General features: G+C 35.6%; 16 protein-coding genes and 3 pseudogenes. 2 read left to right on the top strand and 17 right to left on the bottom strand.

What is annotated here, in order from left to right; translation table 11 throughout:
- Positions 1–2: 2 nt before the first annotated feature.
- From buk to LCF45_RS20565, 4 genes are all read right to left on the bottom strand, one after another.
- Positions 3–1,106 carry a butyrate kinase gene (gene buk / locus LCF45_RS20550; protein ID WP_002088555.1) on the bottom strand — a complete coding sequence of 368 codons (1,104 nt, stop codon included), beginning with the start codon at positions 1,104–1,106 and terminating at the stop codon, positions 3–5.
- A gap of 87 nt (positions 1,107–1,193) precedes the next feature.
- On the bottom strand, positions 1,194–2,294 hold the full coding sequence (locus LCF45_RS20555; protein ID WP_002015088.1) for a leucine dehydrogenase: 1,101 nt from the start codon (positions 2,292–2,294) through the stop codon (positions 1,194–1,196).
- Positions 2,295–2,329: 35 nt separating this feature from the next.
- A complete protein-coding gene (gene yqiS, locus LCF45_RS20560) occupies positions 2,330–3,229 on the bottom strand; it encodes a phosphate butyryltransferase (RefSeq protein WP_002184992.1) in 900 nt (299 codons plus the stop codon).
- A 195-nt stretch (positions 3,230–3,424) separates the two neighbouring features.
- A complete protein-coding gene (locus LCF45_RS20565) occupies positions 3,425–5,497 on the bottom strand; it encodes a sigma 54-interacting transcriptional regulator (RefSeq protein WP_002129032.1) in 2,073 nt (690 codons plus the stop codon).
- Positions 5,498–5,634: 137 nt separating this feature from the next.
- Here LCF45_RS20565 and LCF45_RS20570 point away from each other — a divergent pair, with 137 nt between their 5' ends.
- Entirely contained in the window at positions 5,635–5,868 is a 234-nt protein-coding gene (locus LCF45_RS20570) for a DUF2627 domain-containing protein (RefSeq protein ID WP_001190193.1), read from the top strand.
- A 51-nt stretch (positions 5,869–5,919) separates the two neighbouring features.
- On the opposite strand, the gene LCF45_RS20575 is transcribed toward LCF45_RS20570, so the two are convergent.
- On the bottom strand, positions 5,920–6,648 hold the full coding sequence (locus LCF45_RS20575; protein ID WP_002033957.1) for a glycerophosphodiester phosphodiesterase: 729 nt from the start codon (positions 6,646–6,648) through the stop codon (positions 5,920–5,922).
- 50 nt (positions 6,649–6,698) lie between these two features.
- Between LCF45_RS20575 and LCF45_RS20580 the strand changes: the two genes are divergently transcribed.
- A complete protein-coding gene (locus LCF45_RS20580) occupies positions 6,699–6,845 on the top strand; it encodes a YycC family protein (protein ID WP_001247671.1) in 147 nt (48 codons plus the stop codon).
- Between the two features lie 240 nt (positions 6,846–7,085).
- Here the strand turns inward: LCF45_RS20580 and LCF45_RS20585 are convergent, their stop codons facing one another.
- The 12 genes and pseudogenes from LCF45_RS20585 to LCF45_RS20635 all read right to left on the bottom strand — a co-directional run bounded on the left by LCF45_RS20585 (position 7,086) and on the right by LCF45_RS20635 (position 17,240).
- Positions 7,086–7,649, bottom strand: a complete 564-nt coding sequence (locus LCF45_RS20585) for a PRK06770 family protein (RefSeq protein WP_002167694.1) — start codon at positions 7,647–7,649, stop codon at positions 7,086–7,088.
- A gap of 297 nt (positions 7,650–7,946) precedes the next feature.
- Positions 7,947–8,045 (bottom strand): annotated as a pseudogene (locus tag LCF45_RS20590) (sporulation initiation factor Spo0A C-terminal domain-containing protein); the annotation flags it as partial.
- Positions 8,046–8,283: 238 nt separating this feature from the next.
- Positions 8,284–8,558, bottom strand: a pseudogene (locus LCF45_RS27080) (hypothetical protein).
- 40 nt (positions 8,559–8,598) lie between these two features.
- On the bottom strand, positions 8,599–9,204 hold the full coding sequence (locus LCF45_RS20595; protein ID WP_078203130.1) for an immunity protein Imm33 domain-containing protein: 606 nt from the start codon (positions 9,202–9,204) through the stop codon (positions 8,599–8,601).
- A complete protein-coding gene (locus LCF45_RS20600; RefSeq protein ID WP_002129038.1) occupies positions 9,188–9,343 on the bottom strand; it encodes a hypothetical protein in 156 nt (51 codons plus the stop codon). Before LCF45_RS20600 ends, LCF45_RS20595 begins: the two co-directional genes overlap by 17 nt.
- Before the next feature lie 36 nt (positions 9,344–9,379).
- On the bottom strand, positions 9,380–9,952 hold the full coding sequence (locus LCF45_RS20605; RefSeq protein ID WP_002138281.1) for an imm11 family protein: 573 nt from the start codon (positions 9,950–9,952) through the stop codon (positions 9,380–9,382).
- Between the two features lie 77 nt (positions 9,953–10,029).
- Positions 10,030–10,494: pseudogene (locus LCF45_RS20610) on the bottom strand (T7SS effector LXG polymorphic toxin); the annotation flags it as partial.
- Between the two features lie 811 nt (positions 10,495–11,305).
- Positions 11,306–12,100, bottom strand: coding sequence for a sporulation transcription factor Spo0A (gene spo0A, locus LCF45_RS20615; RefSeq protein ID WP_002015081.1), 795 nt, complete (start codon positions 12,098–12,100; stop codon positions 11,306–11,308).
- Between the two features lie 286 nt (positions 12,101–12,386).
- Complete coding sequence (spoIVB, locus tag LCF45_RS20620) at positions 12,387–13,679, bottom strand: SpoIVB peptidase (protein ID WP_002129041.1); 1,293 nt, start codon at positions 13,677–13,679, stop codon at positions 12,387–12,389.
- A 119-nt stretch (positions 13,680–13,798) separates the two neighbouring features.
- Positions 13,799–15,538: a DNA repair protein RecN gene (gene recN / locus LCF45_RS20625; RefSeq protein ID WP_002088564.1), complete on the bottom strand. Its 1,740-nt coding sequence runs from the start codon at positions 15,536–15,538 to the stop codon at positions 13,799–13,801.
- 270 nt (positions 15,539–15,808) lie between these two features.
- A complete protein-coding gene (gene argR / locus LCF45_RS20630) occupies positions 15,809–16,258 on the bottom strand; it encodes an arginine repressor ArgR (RefSeq protein WP_002015076.1) in 450 nt (149 codons plus the stop codon).
- A gap of 142 nt (positions 16,259–16,400) precedes the next feature.
- Complete coding sequence (locus LCF45_RS20635) at positions 16,401–17,240, bottom strand: TlyA family RNA methyltransferase (RefSeq protein ID WP_002015074.1); 840 nt, start codon at positions 17,238–17,240, stop codon at positions 16,401–16,403.
- Positions 17,241–17,242 lie beyond the last annotated feature (2 nt).

Here is a 17,242-nt window from a genome sequence, read left to right on the forward strand (position 1 = left end):
TCTCAACCCCTAGCTACTGTTTGTTTTTCTCGTACAATATATTCTTTTGGAGCTTCTTCTTCACGTAATACACGAAGTGCTCCTTCTGCTAACGCTTGTAATTCATCTTCTCCTGGATGTACGATAACATCTGCAATCCAGTGAACACGTTCTTTTATTTCATCGACAAGAATTTTACTGTACGCAAGTCCACCAGTTAATACGATTGCATCGATTTTCCCGTGAAGTACAGCACTAGCTCCGCCAATCTCTTTTGCAACTTGATACGCCATTGCTTTATAAATAAGAGTTGCTTCAGGATCACCTTTTTCAACCATTTGTTCTACTTTAATTGCATCGTTTGTACCGATAAGACTTACAAGTCCACCTTGTCCGACAAGTTTTTTAACCATTTCGTCTCGGTAATACTCACCAGAAAAACACATTTCAACTAATTGTCCTACTGGTACTGTACCAGCACGCTCTGGACTAAATGGTCCTTCTCCGTTTAAGCCATTATTAACATCGATAACTTTTCCTTTTTTATGAGCACCAACTGTAATACCACCGCCCATATGTGTAACTAATAAATTTAAATCCTCATATTTGTGATTTAATTCATCTGCTACTTTACGAGCAACCGCTTTTTGGTTTAATGCATGGAAAATACTTTTACGTTCCATACCAGCAATACCGCTAATACGAGCAATCGGTTCCATTTCATCTACAACGACAGGATCCACAATGAATGCAGGAATGTTTAATCCAGAAGCGATTTCATATGCTAAAATGCCTCCAAGGTTTGAAGCGTGATGACCGCTAAACCCATTTTTTAAATCTTCTAACATCGCATCGTTTACTGTATACGTACCGCCTTCGATTGGACGAAGTAATCCACCACGCCCACAAACAGCGTTTAATTTTGAAATGTTAATACCATGAGAATGTAGAACTTCTAAAATCGTTTCTTTACGAAACTCATATTGGTCGATAATTCGCTTATATTTTCCAATCTGTTCTACGTCATGACGAATAGTTTCTTCTAGAACGGGTCTTTCATTATCAAAAACACCAATTTTTGTGGATGTACTACCTGGGTTAATAACAAGAATTCGATTTACAGACAATGTTGCTACCTCCACTAATAAATTTAAAAGGAAGTGGAAACCTCATAAGAGGTAACCACACCTTTTGTAAAAGTTATATATGAATGATTAGCGACGGCTAATAATGTCGTGACCGTTGCGTAAGTATGTGCTACGAGAGTTTTTCAAGCTTGCAATGCGCTCTTCAGCTAGACGATCTGCTGCTACATAAGTTGCTATGCCATCGCGTTTTGAAATTTCGATTACTTTTGCAATTGTGTCATAAATAGACTCAACACGTTTTAATGCACGTTCTCTATTGTATCCATATAATTCGTCTGCTACGTTAATTACGCCACCTGCATTAATAACATAGTCTGGTGCGTATACAATACCCATTTCATGAATAAGGTCGCCGTGACGATCTTCTTTTAATTGGTTATTTGCAGAACCAGCGATTACTTTTGCTTTAAGTTGTGGAATAGTTTCATCATTAACTGTTGCGCCTAATGCACATGGTGCGTAAATATCACATTCAACACCGTAAATTTCATTTGGCTCAACTGCTGTTGCACCGAATTCTTCTACTGCACGTTGTACAGCTTCTTTATTAATATCTGTAACGATTAATTTTGCTCCTTCAGCGTGTAAATGTTTGCATAGGTGATACGCTACGTTACCAACACCTTGAATAGAAATTACTCTTCCTTCTAGGTTATCTGTACCAAATGCTTCTTTTGCAGCTGCTTTCATACCACGGTAAACACCGTATGCAGTTACTGGAGATGGGTTACCAGAAGAACCGAATGATGGTGAAATCCCTGTTACAAAATCAGTTTCCTCATGGATAATATCCATATCATCTACTGTTGTACCAACATCTTCAGCTGTAATGTAACGTCCGTTTAGTCCTTGAATGTAGCGTCCTAATGCACGGAACATCGCTTCGCTTTTATCTTTACGTGGATCACCGATAATTACTGTTTTTGCACCACCTAAGTTTAAACCAGCTGCTGCATTTTTGTATGTCATCCCTTTTGCAAGACGCAATGCATCTTCAATCGCCGCTTCTTCAGAATCATATGTCCACATTCTTGTTCCACCAAGAGCTGGTCCAAGTGTTGTATCATGGATTGCAATGATTGCTTTTAAACCAGATTCTTTATCTTGACAAAATACCACTTGCTCATAATCATATTTTTCTAAGTATTCGAAGATTTCTAATGTCATTGTCGTTTCCCCCTAATTGTTTTACCCTATTTGGTTTATTTTGAAGCAGTCGCAACTGCCAATGCTAATGAATATACTTTTGTTTCTGCTGAATCAGCACGTGATGTTAAAACAATCGGTGCTTTAGCGCCAGCAATCATCGCTCCTACCTTTGCATTTGCAAAATAGACGAGTGATTTATATAGCACATTTCCAGCTTCAATCGTTGGGACGAGTAAAATGTCTGCCTTACCTGCTACATCACTTACTATGCCTTTATGTTCTGCTGCAATTTGTGATACTGCATTATCTAAAGCAAGTGGTCCATCAACGACACAATTTTTAATTTGTCCGCGGCGATTCATTTGAGTTAACATCGCTGCATCAATTGTCGCTTGCATCGCAGGATTAACAACCTCTACCGCTGCAATTGGCGCTACCTTTGGCAAATCAATTCCTATTGCCTGGGCAACTTCTACAGTATTTTGTATAATAGCAGCTTTTTGTGTTACATCAGGTGCAATGTTCATCGCTGCGTCTGTAACAAAAATAAGACGATCGTAATTTGGAACTTCAAACGCTGCAACATGTGAAAGCACGCTACCCTTACGAAGTCCCCACTCTTTATTTAATACAGCTTTCAAAATATTTGCTGTTGGGATGTTCCCCTTCATTAGCACATCTGCTTCGCCATTGCTTACAGATTTAACAGAAAGTTCTGCAGCCTCAGCACTTGACGCTGCTGCAATCACTTCAATATGTTCTGAAGTTTGTAACCCATACTCTTGTAGCATCCCTATTATTTTCTCTTGATTTCCATATAGACGAAATTGAGCTAGCTGTAACTTGATTGCTTTCGCTACAGCTTCAATTACTTCATGATCTTCAGCTACTGCTACAGCCACAGTTTTTTTAGGCTGTCCTGCTGCTTGATCAATTAAGTGTTCTAACTTCATATTTTGTAATCAACCCTTTCCGTCGTCCCTCGTCTATTCATTAAGCAAATACCGTGCCAACTTTCAAAAGTGGTCTTACCAATAATGAAAACGCATTCAAAATGCAGTAAAATCAATACTTTGAAAAACAACGAAATATTCTGTCTCGTTTTGTCGCTTTTTGTATACCACGCAATAAATTGCACGGTATGCAATTTATTGCATGCTATTTTTTGCACAGTCATACTTTTCTAGCTTGTAATATAAGTTTCGAACTGAAATTCCTAACGCTTTTGCAGTCTTCGTTTTGTTCCCATCAAATTTCTCTAAATATTCACGGATAATATTCCCCTCAAATTCTGTCACTAGGTGTTCAAGGGCCTTCTCTTCTAATTCAGGTAATAAATTATTTTGTTTCGTCTCTACTTGTTCTTCTTTATGTAAAGGCGGTAAATGATGTACATCAATATATATTTCGTTATAATTCATAAAGATAATAGCTCGTCCTAAAATATTTTCAAGTTCTCTAACATTCCCTGGCCATTCATATGATTGCAAATACGAAACGGCTGAATCGGTGAGTCCTTCTACATTACGACCATAATCTTGATTAATTTTTTGAATTAACCTTTCTGCAATCGCTGGTATATCTCCTTTACGCTGACGAAGGGAAGGAATTTGAATCGGGATTTTATTTAAACGATAATATAAGTCCTCTCTGAACTCTCCTTCTAGAATGCCCTTTTCTAAATTCACATGTGTTGCTGCAATTACCCGGACATTAATAGGTATCGCTTTCGTTCCCCCTACTTTCACAATTTCTTTTTCTTGTAGCACACGAAGGAGCTTCGCTTGCGTATTTGCAGATAACTCTCCGATTTCATCTAAAAAAACACTTCCATTATTCGCTTCTTCAAAGAATCCTCGTTTCCCGCCTCTTTTCGCTCCAGAAAACGCGCCTTCCTCATAACCGAATAATTCACTTTCTAATAAGGTCTCAGAAATAGCAGCACAGTTTACTCGTACAAACTTATTGTATTTTCGATTACTACTGTTATGAATAGCGTGTGCAAATAACTCTTTCCCCGTACCAGATTCCCCTCTAAGCAATACTGTTGCCGGTGTATTCGCTCCAAGTTTTGCTTGTTCAATAGCTGCCGTCGTTTCATCTGAATCACCAACAATATCATCAAATGAATATTTTGCTTCTAACGTTCGAATAATTTGTCTTGCCCTATTCAATTCATTTGTTAACTTTTGAATTTCTGATACATCGCGAATTACCCCGACGCTCCCTTTCAATATTCCATCGACAATAACCGGTGCTACGTTTACAATTACATCTCGCTTTTTTTGCCCAATCTTCATATGTATTCCTCGTACCGCTCGGCGCGTCCGAAGTACTTTCATATGCATACTTTCACCTTCCACAATATCAGTTGTAGCCGGCTTCCCAATAATTTCTTCTTCAGTCAAACCCGTTAACTTCGTATAAGCAGGGTTTATAACTAGTCCTCTTCCTTTCTCATCAACAACCGAAATTGCTTCCTCAGATGAGTTAATAATCGCCTCAAGTAGCGTTTGAATTTCTTTTAAGTCTGTAACTTCTTCCGCTAAATCTACAACTTCTGTAATGTCTTTAAAAATCGCAAATGCCCCTTGAACCTCTCCACCTTCTTTTAATATCGGAATACGCGTTGTAATAATCTTTTTTTCATTCTCTAACGTCAGTTCATGATTCACTTCTATTTTTTTCGTGCGTATAATACGAAGCAACTTACTCGTTGGAATAACTTCTAAAATATATTTCCCTATTGCTTCCTCTTTTTTATATCCAGTAATACGCTCTGCGCTTTTATTAAACAGACGAACTTGTCCCTCTTGGTCTATAACAATCATACCGTCATGCGTTGAATTTAAAATTAAATTCCCTTGTTGCGTCTGTTCTTCTAGCTTTCCAATTAAGCTTTCCTTCTCATGCGCTAGTCTCGTAACAATTTTTGCAATATCCCCTGGTATAAGAAGGGTGTCTTTATGCTTGCTTCCCAATAAAACTTTATGTAAATCATAATCACCTGTCATATCAAACATTACATCAATATGCATAGAAAGAAACGGAGTTACACTATCACCAATCGGAACCCCATATTCCTTTGCGATTTGTAATCCTTTCGCAATTGGATTACTATCAATAACTCCTATAATTTGAAATATATTCGAATTTTGCAACAGACTCAGCAGTGTACTCCCACCTTCACCTGCTCCAACAATTAACACATTTTGTTTCATACATTACACTTCCTCTCGAAGTATCTCTGCAAAATTTTTCACATTCTTATCTTACTCGTTCAGCAACCTCTTGACAAACCCCCATTCCATATAACATCATTAAAATACACAAAATAATCTGAAAAGGAGCGTTATGTATGCAGCGTTACCTCGCTCTATTATTAGCACTCATCCCCATTTCATTAGCCGTGCTTGGTATTAAACTAATGAGAGATACTGTATTTGGGATTTTGTTCTCCCCAATCCCTATATTATGGTTACAATTTTTAATCGGCGCTCTTTGCTTCGCACTCGGGTTTTATATCTTCGGCGGCTTCGTCTTACACAGAGATCGTAAGAGAAATAAAGTACAAGCACGCTTCAGAAGATAAAACAAAGTTTTCACATATCATAAATAAAAAATGAGACCATTATATTAGGTCTCATTTTTTTATCGGTAATAAAGTTCTTGCTGTTTCAGGATAATCAGTAATAATCGCTGATATATTCATATCAAAATATTTACGCATAAGCGTTTCTTCATTTATCGTGTAAGGACGAACCTCCACACCACTTCCCATCGTTAATTCAGCGATAGCATCTTGAAGATAACGATAATTCGGATGTACTGCAGTAGCACCCATCTTTTTTGCATATGCCCACGGGCTATGCAAACCTTCACGATACAAAATAGCTGTTTGAATATCAGGAGCCATCATATGACATCGCTTCATACTGTAGTGATTAAAAGAAGAAAACACAATCCGATCCTCTAGACTAAACTTACGTACAAGTGTTATAACCTCTTCTTCTAAACCTCTGTATGGGATTTTATTATTTTTCAGTTCAATATTGAGTAGCAATTTCGTTTTTGCGAGCCATTCTAACACCTCTTCTAGAAGAGGTATTTTGCAAAAACCTACTTTGTCACCGAATTTATAACTCGCATCCAACTTACATAAATCCTCATATAAATAATTTCGAACCGCACCTTTTCCATTTGTTGTCCGATCCACCGTTTCATCATGAATAACGACAACTTTTCCATCTTTCGTGAATTGAACATCGAGTTCAATTCCATCTGCCCCGAAAGCCTCTGCTGCTTCAAATGAAATCATTGTATTTTCCGGATACGTTCCCGCCGCACCACGATGCGCAAATATAAGAGTCATCCTCACTCCCCCAATCTTATGCTATACTATACGAAAAAGGAGGTACTTCTATGAGACCATTACAAATTTCTCCAGACACTGCAGTCCGCCTATCAAAAGCGTTAGGTGTTCCACTTGAACAACTTATGCATATGCCACAGCATATTTTAATCCAAAAGTTAGTTGAATTAGAAAAACAAAATAAAGACGAAGAATAATATAGTCCTGTTTTGCAGGGCTTTTTATTATCATCTATTATATCATGGATGACTTCCCCGCTAAAATCCTTTAACAGATGTACTACGATGCGATTTAGCCTTTACTTCATCATTTAATAATGAATTATATATCTTCTTTTTTGTTACAAGTCATAAAGAAAGCAGAATATTTATTCACAAGTCACCATTGCCCCCTTAAAGCAAGGTAATAAAAAAACTAGAAGCCCTTCATATTATTTTTTATTGAATGTGCGGAGTATCCCCTGATTCGTATAGTTCTTTCGCTTTTTCCTCCCCGAATGTAGTTAAAATATAATGTTGCTCTTCTACCGCATCCATCGCTCTAGTGGCTTTACAAACATTACCCTCTTGAGCATCCGAGAAAAAATTGTGATCTTCTACAATTTTACTAAAATCTTTTTTCGCCCATCTATCAGCAATTGCTACAAGCTCATTTTTCTTCGCAAAACTACTCTTATTTATGATTTTTTTTAATTTTTCAGCGTTATTTTGAATCATTGGGATGGATCCCGATTTTCGTTCTGCCACTACTTTTTGATGAGTCATGTGATACATCGCTGTAATGACTTCGCTTTCAGTAGAATTTTCAGTAACATACACATCAACAAAGACTCCATCTACCTCTCTACCTACTATCGTTGGGTCTTCTTTTTTATCTATTTGAGCACTCACTTCTTTATCTACTGGATTATCGGCAAGCTCTAACATTCCAAATGTAACTGCAACAGCAAGAACTCCCATAGCTGCTACTATTCCTAGCCAAGTTAATATTTTGTTTTTCATTTTCCTTCTCCCTCTGTATACCTATTTAATTACCTTAAAAAACTCACTTATATGTAATATTACTAAAAACAGGTTTTATTTTCCATAATATCAAACAACCCTTTTTATCTACCCAAATAATTTTGATAAAATCGATATCACTTCTCCCTCTTTTTCTCAACAAAATAAAAAGACCAACGAATTCTAAAATTCATTGGTCATTAAATAAAAGTTTATTGGTTTTAAAATTGATATCGAGTATAAATTTCAAGAATTATTAAGCTCTACTAAAACTTAAATCCCTTACTACTTTTCCTCTCAGCTAGCCTTATGTTCAAGTCTTAGCTTATCCGCAACCATTGCGATGAACTCAGAATTCGTAGGTTTTGCTTTTGACATGGATACAGTATAACCAAAAGCTTTAAACGTTGATATGTAGACGTTTCTAACATTTTCTTTTCGTCCAATAAATACGCTAAATTTCACGCCCTTTATTGGTTTAGTTTTTCCTAATTCATTGGTAACATTACGTTACTAATGTGTATAAGAATATGATACATAACCACAGGGGCAAACGTCAATAAAATTAAATGACATTCGTGTACTATTATTCATTTCATCAACTATCTGATACGACTTTATCTCAAAATATAAATCAATGTATAGATGATTGACGATTCTTAATCATTTCTAATGGAACTTGAACACTCCCATAAGATACGCCACAAGTGAAAATATGTCCTATCATACTCATTATAGCTTCATGTTTTTCTTTTTCAGTTTTGGACTTATTATTCAGTATCGTATCTATCATTTCTTCGCATTGTTTAGATTTCACCATTGCTTCAGCTTGAATCTGTTCAAAATTTCTTTTTCATTTCCCTCATAATTGTTTAACATTCTTAGAATTTCTGAAACCTTTGCATCCATGTTACTAACTCCTGTCAGTTATTTTAGAATTTAACTAATCTCAGTTTATAACGCCATTCCAAACATCGACATCTTTATCATCTAAAATTTCCTTGATTTTATCTTTCTCAAAAACTACCAGATATTCATAAGGTAAGGCTAAAACTTGAATAATTGAAGGTCTAATTTTTAATAGCTGATATGCGTAAAATGCTTCTAATTCATCTTCTGTTTCTTCGACAGGACCGATATACCAACCAGAATCACCTTTTTCACAATCACTAGCCCTTTGTAAATAAACCTCATCTAGTTGCAACACGTTCTTTGCAGTCACTATTTTATCGCTAAACTTTATCATTTCACCCTCAATATTTAACTGACGTAAACAATGTACTTGTTCTAATTGCACCCATAAAGCAATTGTTAAATCTTCTGTAGTATCCTTAAAAGGATTTTTTGTATAATCTGGGACAATAATACGATACCCATCTTCACATTTGGATAGAATAAAAAGAGACCAGCCAACTTGTATAGAAAATCCATCAACTAATTTGTTATCTTCTACTTTAGTTAGCAAATATAATAATTTTTCTATTTGAGGGCTTAAATGTTCTTCTGCTGTAGCTATTATATTTTTACCACCTATATTTTTAACTATTGTTTTCAATTGACTGCAACCTCTTTTTTATTGATTTTCTCAAAGCTTTTCTAGCCGTTACTTCACGTTCTAACATTTCAAATATTTCTTTCTCGTTTCCCTCATAATTGTCTAACATTCTTAGAATTTCTGAAACCTTTGTGTCCATGTTACTAACTTCTATCAGTTATTTTAGAACTTTCTTTTACATATTTGCCTCTGAATCCCATACCTCTACAAATTCAAAACCTTCTAAATCACTCTCTAAAACTACATTTCTAAATTCGTCAGACACTAAAACAGTAGAGGAGTGTAATCTTTGATTTAAATAGGTTTTAAATATTATCTGCCCCTCAACTATATTAGGTAAAAATGCGTATTTTTCGAAACCTATTATTAATCCTGTACTTAGTTTTTCAAAAACTGCTTTATTGTAGTCAATTGCATCAATTGTATTTAAAACGTTTATTAGGTAATAAACTTCACCTGTAACATCATGGGTTAGCGGAAGGAACTCAACATTATTACAAATTAGAGGTTCTAATACCTCTTTTGCTTTTCTACTAACCATTGGCGTGCCAAGTTCCCCCCAGAACATAGGACAATCACTATGGTTATCTCCTTCTACACATTCAACAAGAATTTCTCCCCATGAATCAGATAGCTTTATTGCCAAATCAATTTTTTCATCAAAATATTTTTTACGGTCTTCTTTCAAATTTAATAGTTGAAAAGATTTATAGTTATCAAATAAACTTTTTAATTGCCAAATTTTCATACCTTTTACTCCTTTATAATTCAATTAGTAAAACAATTAAGATTATTTAGGTTGATTTAGTTTTAAACTACCGTCCAATTACTAGAAGTATAATTAAATTCATATAGATGTTCTAATTTTTCTTGCAGTTTTTTCCTCATGACAGTAAAAAGATTCGCCATAGCGTCCATACCTGGGATTGGCATAGCTTGACTGATGGCTTCCATACTTGCTTTCATTCGGTCAATTTCTCGAATTTGTTCTAATATTTCTTGTTCGATTACATCTATGGAAGCGACTTGTGATTGAAATTGACTTGGAAAAGCATCATTTTGACGAATTAACTCTTCACACAGATAAATGATTCCTTGTGCTAAAGGACGAAAGGTTTGTACAAAAAATGATTTTGCACTGCTATAAGTTTGTCCTTGTAGAACAGTATCAATTGCAAAGGTGTCAATCGACTGAATGACTTGTTCCATACCTTGAATGGTAGCGGTACATACAGCGTTCATGCTTTGTGTTTGGTTTTGTACTTCTCCCAAATACATATTTAAACTCATGCATTGACCTCCCTTTTTAATTGTTGCTGTTGATAGGAAAGGACACTTTTCATTTGAACCATAATACCCCTTATTTTCCTAGTATTTCATAAGAAAATTATACCACGCTTAATTATTGCACCGTTCTAAATACTTGGTTTTTTTAATGAAAATTTAATATGCCTCCTTTAAAAAGGAGGTGAATTAACTAGTTTTCTTCGATATAAATAAAAGGAACATATACGGCGGTCCTTTCAAAATATACCCTTCCTTAACTTCTCCTTGGCAGACTCAAGGATTCGCCTCACTTTCTCAGGGTGATTTATACCGTATAAACATCCTAAATCTCTATATGATAAATGTGGGCTTTCTAAATACGTTGTTATTAAATTTGCTTCAGTATTATCACAATACTGTTCTATAATATTGCGAAGATAATTAGCAATCGTTGTTTCACTAATGGTCTTTCCATAATCAGTTCTACGTGTTGGATAATTAATTTGTTCACTAGCTGTATTAGATGTAAATGTGTATTTACCACGTTCCCTTAAATATTTAATATACGTCCGAATATGAAGAGGTTTTACCTTATCAACATCCGTAACTTTTAATTCTCTTTCTAAATATGAAGCAAAAAGTTTTCAACATTCATCTGAAAGTTATTCATACAACAAAAAAACCGCCTAGCTATTGGGATTAAAATTTCAATCCAATAAATAGAAGGTTTTTAAATTAACCGCCAATTACCTATGTACTTTATTGCCTACATACGTAATTCGTTGGTTATTAAATTTTGTTATGAAATACGCTTAACACCTTGATATTACAGCGTTTACGAAGCCTTATGTTCAAGTCTTAGCTTATCCGCAACCATTGCGATGAACTCAGAATTCGTAGGTTTTGCTTTTGACATGGATACAGTATAACCAAATAAGGACGAAATAGAATCAATATTCCCACGGCTCCAAGCTACTTCAATTGCGTGACGGATTGCGCGCTCGACACGGCTTGCTGTTGTATTATATTTCTTTGCAATATCTGGATATAATACTTTCGTAATAGATCCTAGTAATTCGATATCATTGTACACCATAGAGATTGCTTCTCGTAAGTACATGTACCCTTTAATATGAGCGGGTACACCAATTTCATGAATGATACTTGTAATACTCGCATCTAAGTTTTTCGGTTTTCCATCGATTGTTGTTGCTGATCGGAAAGATGGTAATGGACGTTTAATAGTAGCACTTTCCTTACCACTAACTTGACGAATATGACTTGTTAAATTCTCCATATCAAATGGTTTTAATATGAAATATGATGCCCCTAAATCAACCGCTTTTTTCGTCACATCTTCTTGTCCGAATGCTGTCAACATAATAACGCTAGGTTGTCTTAACCTTTCAATATGTCGCATTTTCTCTAGCACAGCTAGACCATCTAAATGTGGCATAATAATGTCTAAAACGAGTATATCAGGCTGCTTTTCTTTCAATAAGTTTAAACATTCTTGACCATTGTAAGCAATTCCGATAACTTCCATATCATCTTGGGCAGCAACATAACTCTCTAGCATCGATACCAATTCTTTATTATCATCCACAAGACATACTTTAATTTTCTCCACAGTTTTTCCTCCCTTACCGAATCGATTCTTCCGACATGTGTAAGCTTCTAGGCTACATGAATTGTTCGACAATTGTGTGAAAATTCCCTTTAAAGTTTCTTACTTTCCGATAAAATCACAAAAAAATATGTTTATCGTTCATTTTTTTACTTTCGCAACACATTCCATCATAGAATTACAGCGAAACGTTCAACCCTTTGCTTATATCTTACAACAAAAAACAGCTCTTGCGGAGCTTTTACAAAATTTCAACGAATTTTTCAAAAGAAAAACGAGCTAATATGTATTAGCTCGCTTTTTTCTCTTGATCATAAATATTAATTCTAGCCTCATGTAACATCCATTCAATATGAACACCGTATCCTGACGTTGGATCATTTACAAATACATGTGTAACCGCACCAATTACTTTCCCATTTTGTACAATCGGACTTCCACTCATTCCTTGTACAATACCACCCGTTTTTGCTAGTAAACGTTTATCTGTCACTTTTATAACCATACCTTTTGTAGCCGGGAACTTTTGTGGTACCGTACTAACAACTTCAATATCAAACGCTTCCACCTTATCTTGATCAATAACTGTTAATATTTTCGCTGGCCCTTCTTTTACTTGATGGGATAATGCGATAGGCATTGCTTTATCCATTATGCCGTTTGTCATATCTGTGTTTAATTTCCCAAAAATACCATACGGGCTATTTATTGTAATATTACCAATCACTTCACGATCCGGTGAAAATCTTGCTAATTTTTCTCCCGGGTTCCCGTGACTTCCTCTTTCAATAGACGTTACTGTCGAACGCATAATTTGTCCATCTTCTACTTGAATTGGCTTTTTTGTATCATTATCGGAAATTACATGACCAAGCGCTCCATATTTCATGGAATCTGGATGTACGAATGTCATCGTTCCGATACCAGCTGCTGAATCACGAATATACAGTCCAATTCGGTAAGAGGATTCACCATTGTCTTTTTGTGGTGTTAGCTTAGCACGAATATATTTTCCATCTCTTAATAAAACAAGATTAAGCGGTTCACCTGTTTCTCCACTATTATGAATAAATGGTGCTACATCACTCATTCTTTCAATTGTTTTACCATTGATTTCAGTAATCATATCTCCAATCTGTACACCAGCTGTTTCACCAGGAGATACTTTACCCTTTTCAGTTTGAATTAAATGATGGCCTACAACAAGTACACCTTTTGTGTTCAATTTTACACCAATCGATTGTCCACCTGGAATAACTTTAAAATCTTTTAATACTTTCACATTTACTTTTTTCACTGGAAAACCAGCAAGTTGAAACACCATATCAGCTTCACCATTTTGGTGAGAATTTACCATAAGTTCTTGTTCATTTGAACTTACAGTAAATACATTACGATTTGTAGATGCAGCCTTAAAAACTGGTAATGATGCTATTTCTGATTGTTGTCCTTCAAAAACAACAAGTTGCTTCGGCGATGAAATAAACGTTCGAAGCGGTTTAAAACATCCAATAAAAACTAGAGAAACAAGGAGACAAAGACCTATTATTTTTCGAAATCTTTCTAATTTCAATTTGTTCACTCTCCTCGCTCCTACCCCACATTCAGCCTCTTGGCTTCACTTTTTAATCTCTCCTTGCAGCGCTTTATTTATAACCGGAAGAATTAAGAAATCGTCATTTGAGAAAAAAAAGCTATCCATTACTGGATAGCCTCTGCTGTCTGTTTGAAATGATGCGCTTGCGTAAGTAACTCTTTCGCATGCTCTGTCGTTAAATCTGTAATTTCAACACCAGAAATCATTCGAGCAATTTCTGTTACTTTTTCATCCGTACTTAACACAGTAACCGATGTAATCGTACGATCATTCGCCACTTGTTTTCTAATAAATAAATGAGAGTCCGCCATTGAAGCTACTTGAGGTAAGTGCGTAATACAAAGTACTTGCGAGTTTACTGATACACGATAAATTTTTTCCGCAATAGCCTGTGCAACCCGACCACTCACACCCGTATCCACTTCATCAAAAATAACAGATGCGACACCTTGATGCTTAGAAAAAATGCTTTTTAAAGCTAAAATAATACGAGATAACTCTCCGCCAGAAGCAACCTTTGAAAGTGGCTTTAACGGTTCACCCGGATTCGTTGAAATATAAAATTCCACATGATCGTAGCCATCCGCCGTAAGTTTTACCGGTGTTCCTTCCACGAGAGGTTCTTCTACATTTCCTACCCTCTTCATAATTCTCACTTCAAATTTCGTTTTTTCCATATATAGTTCTTTTAATTCTTGATGAATAGCGCTTGTAAGATGATCTGCAAGCTCATGACGCATAGTACTTAACAACGTTGCTTCTTTTACAATAACACCTTCTAATTTCGTTAACTGCTTTCTCGTCGTTTCAATATGTACGTCTTTATTTTCAATCGTAAAAATTTCTTGTTCAATTTTATCAGCATACGCTAAAATCTCTTCTACAGTATTTCCATACTTTCTCTTTAACATACGGATTTCATTCAAACGTGTTTCAATTTCATCTAGACGTTTCGGATCATATTCCATCATATCTAATTTTTCTCTAAGCTGGTATGCAACTTCTTCTAATAAGTAATAACTATTTGCAATAGAATCATGATTTTCTTGATACGCTTCATCTAAGTGCGTAATACTCTCCATTTGTCCCATTGCATTTCTTACGTGATCTAATCCCTGTCCGTCTCCACTTAACGAACGATACGCATCTCCTAATGCTTTATAAATCTTTTCAAAATTGGAGATTTTTAATCGTTCCTCAGTCAATTCATATTCCTCATCCATTTTTAAATCCGCCTTACGAATTTCTTCATGTTGGAATTGAATTAAATCTAGACGATGGGCCATTTGTTGTTCATTTTCACTTAAAGATTTCAGCTGTTTTTTTAACTTCTCATAGTCTGTATATACATTTTGATATATGCCCAATTGTTTAACAATGCGATTTCCATCAAAATGATCAAGCATAAACATATGACGCTCTTCATTCATTAAATCTTGTGTTTCATGCTGTCCATGAATATCAACTAGCGTTTTTCCAATCTCTTTTAATATGCTGAGTGTAACAAGTTTCCCATTTACACGACAGACACTTTTTCCGTTCGCAGCGATGTCACGCTTCAAAATAATCATGCCATCTTCTATTTCTATATCTAACTCTTCTGCCTTTGCGATACATGGATGTTTGTCATCTTCTACATAGAATAAGCCTTCTATCTCAGCCTTTTCTGTTCCATATCGAACAAATTCTGCTGAACCACGGCCACCAACAAGCAAACTAATTGCATCAATAATAATGGATTTTCCAGCTCCTGTTTCACCACTTAAAACGGTTAAACCTTTTTGAAAAGAAATATTTAATGCCTCAATAATAGCAAAGTTTCTGATCGATAATTCCGATAACAATGCCCCATTCACCTCGTTATAAACTAATCCCCTATTAAGGGCTTTTCTCAGTATTCTTCATTCAAATAGTTATACTATATGTTTGTATGTATAAATTACTATTCTAACCCGCTCCATTGTACCAAACATTCGTTTTACGGGTCAATCCACCTATTTTCTAACTTCATTCAAAAAAAATAATGTATTGTATTTGAAAATCCGTATTTTTCGCCAATAAAAATATCTTGTTTACTTTCCACTTTACAGAGGAAAGTAAACAAGATTTTTCTGTTAAAGCATATTTAAGAAACGATCAGAGACAACACCTGTATCTTCAGGTGTACGGCAAATAATTAAGCAAGTATCATCACCACAAATGGTTCCGACAATCTCATCCCACTCTAAATGATCAATGAGTGCCCCAAGTGAATGAGCGTTACCAGGCAATGTTTTTAGCACAAGCATATGTCCTGCCGTGTCTAATTTTACAAATGAATCCACTAGATTTCGTTTTAATTTTTGCAACGGATTAAATCGTTGATCTGCTGGCAAGCTATATTTATAGCGGCCATCATGTAATGGCACCTTCACTAAGTGCAGTTCTTTAATATCGCGCGATACTGTTGCTTGCGTTACATTAAACCCCACATTACGTAAAATATCAACTAGTTCATCTTGTGTTTCAATTTCTTTGTTAGCAATAATTTCCCTGATTTTAATATGGCGCTGACCTTTATTCATACATTTGCACCTCACACTATCTCTTACCATAGTTTAAACATTGGTATACTTCATTTATTTATGTTACCGTATAATCCATTACTTGTACACAATTGTTTTTATAATCATTATACGATTACAACAAAAAGAGGAACAACATATGTTATTCCCCTTTCCCTTTTTGTTTTAGAACATCATGTGCTTCTGTAACAACTTGCTCAATAGAAACCGGAGAATGATTTTCGCCATTCTCACGCTCACCGTGCCACTTTAGATGAATTAAAAATTCAATATTTCCATCCCCGCCTGTAATTGGTGAGAATGTTAAACCTTCGATATTATAGCCTTCCTTAAGAGCAAAATCGACAATCATTTCCACGACAGCTTCATGTACTTTTCTATCACGAACAATGCCTTTTTTCCCGACTTGTTCTCGTCCAGCTTCAAACTGAGGTTTAATCAATGCAGCTACATCACCATTTGGCATAAGCATTGTTTTTAAAACCGGCAATATAAGCCTTAATGATATAAATGAAACATCAATACTTGCAAACTGCGGTAAACCACGCTCTAAATCTGCCGGTGTCACGTAACGGAAGTTCGTTCGTTCCATCACAACAACACGCTCATCTTGACGCAATTTCCACGCAAGTTGATTATATCCTACATCTAATGCGTAGGATAACTTCGCCCCATTTTGAAGCGCACAGTCTGTAAAACCACCAGTTGATGAACCAATATCTATCATAACCTTATCTTGTAAATCAAGTTGAAATGTTTCTAATGCCTTTTCAAGCTTATAACCACCACGGCTTACATACGGCATGACTTGCCCTTTCACCGTAATCTCCGTATCTTGTGAGATTTTCTCCCCTGGCTTATCGAGTCTCATTTCATTCGCATATACAAGACCTGCCATAACAGCACGTTTAGCCTTCTCACGCGTTTCTATAAGCCCTCGCTCTACTAATAGTACATCTACTCTTTCTTTTTTTACGCTCATTT

The sequence above is a fragment of the Bacillus sp. 41-22 genome (assembly GCF_025809295.1).
GTDB lineage: Bacteria > Bacillota > Bacilli > Bacillales > Bacillaceae_G > Bacillus_A > Bacillus_A mycoides.

Bases quoted from the DNA above. Each gene is read 5' to 3' on its own strand.
- LCF45_RS20580 (WP_001247671.1), top strand. From the start codon at position 6,699: ATGAGACCATTACAAATTTCTCCAGACACTGCAGTCCGCCTATCAAAA.
- LCF45_RS20555 (WP_002015088.1), bottom strand. From the start codon at position 2,294: ATGACATTAGAAATCTTCGAATACTTAGAAAAATATGATTATGAGCAA.
- LCF45_RS20600 (WP_002129038.1), bottom strand. From the start codon at position 9,343: ATGGACACAAAGGTTTCAGAAATTCTAAGAATGTTAGACAATTATGAG.
- LCF45_RS20570 (WP_001190193.1), top strand. From the start codon at position 5,635: ATGCAGCGTTACCTCGCTCTATTATTAGCACTCATCCCCATTTCATTA.
- LCF45_RS20565 (WP_002129032.1), bottom strand. From the start codon at position 5,497: ATGAAACAAAATGTGTTAATTGTTGGAGCAGGTGAAGGTGGGAGTACA.
- argR (WP_002015076.1), bottom strand. From the start codon at position 16,258: ATGAATAAAGGTCAGCGCCATATTAAAATCAGGGAAATTATTGCTAAC.
- yqiS (WP_002184992.1), bottom strand. From the start codon at position 3,229: ATGAAGTTAGAACACTTAATTGATCAAGCAGCAGGACAGCCTAAAAAA.
- LCF45_RS20635 (WP_002015074.1), bottom strand. From the start codon at position 17,240: ATGAGCGTAAAAAAAGAAAGAGTAGATGTACTATTAGTAGAGCGAGGG.
- LCF45_RS20585 (WP_002167694.1), bottom strand. From the start codon at position 7,649: ATGAAAAACAAAATATTAACTTGGCTAGGAATAGTAGCAGCTATGGGA.
- LCF45_RS20605 (WP_002138281.1), bottom strand. From the start codon at position 9,952: ATGAAAATTTGGCAATTAAAAAGTTTATTTGATAACTATAAATCTTTT.
- LCF45_RS20575 (WP_002033957.1), bottom strand. From the start codon at position 6,648: ATGACTCTTATATTTGCGCATCGTGGTGCGGCGGGAACGTATCCGGAA.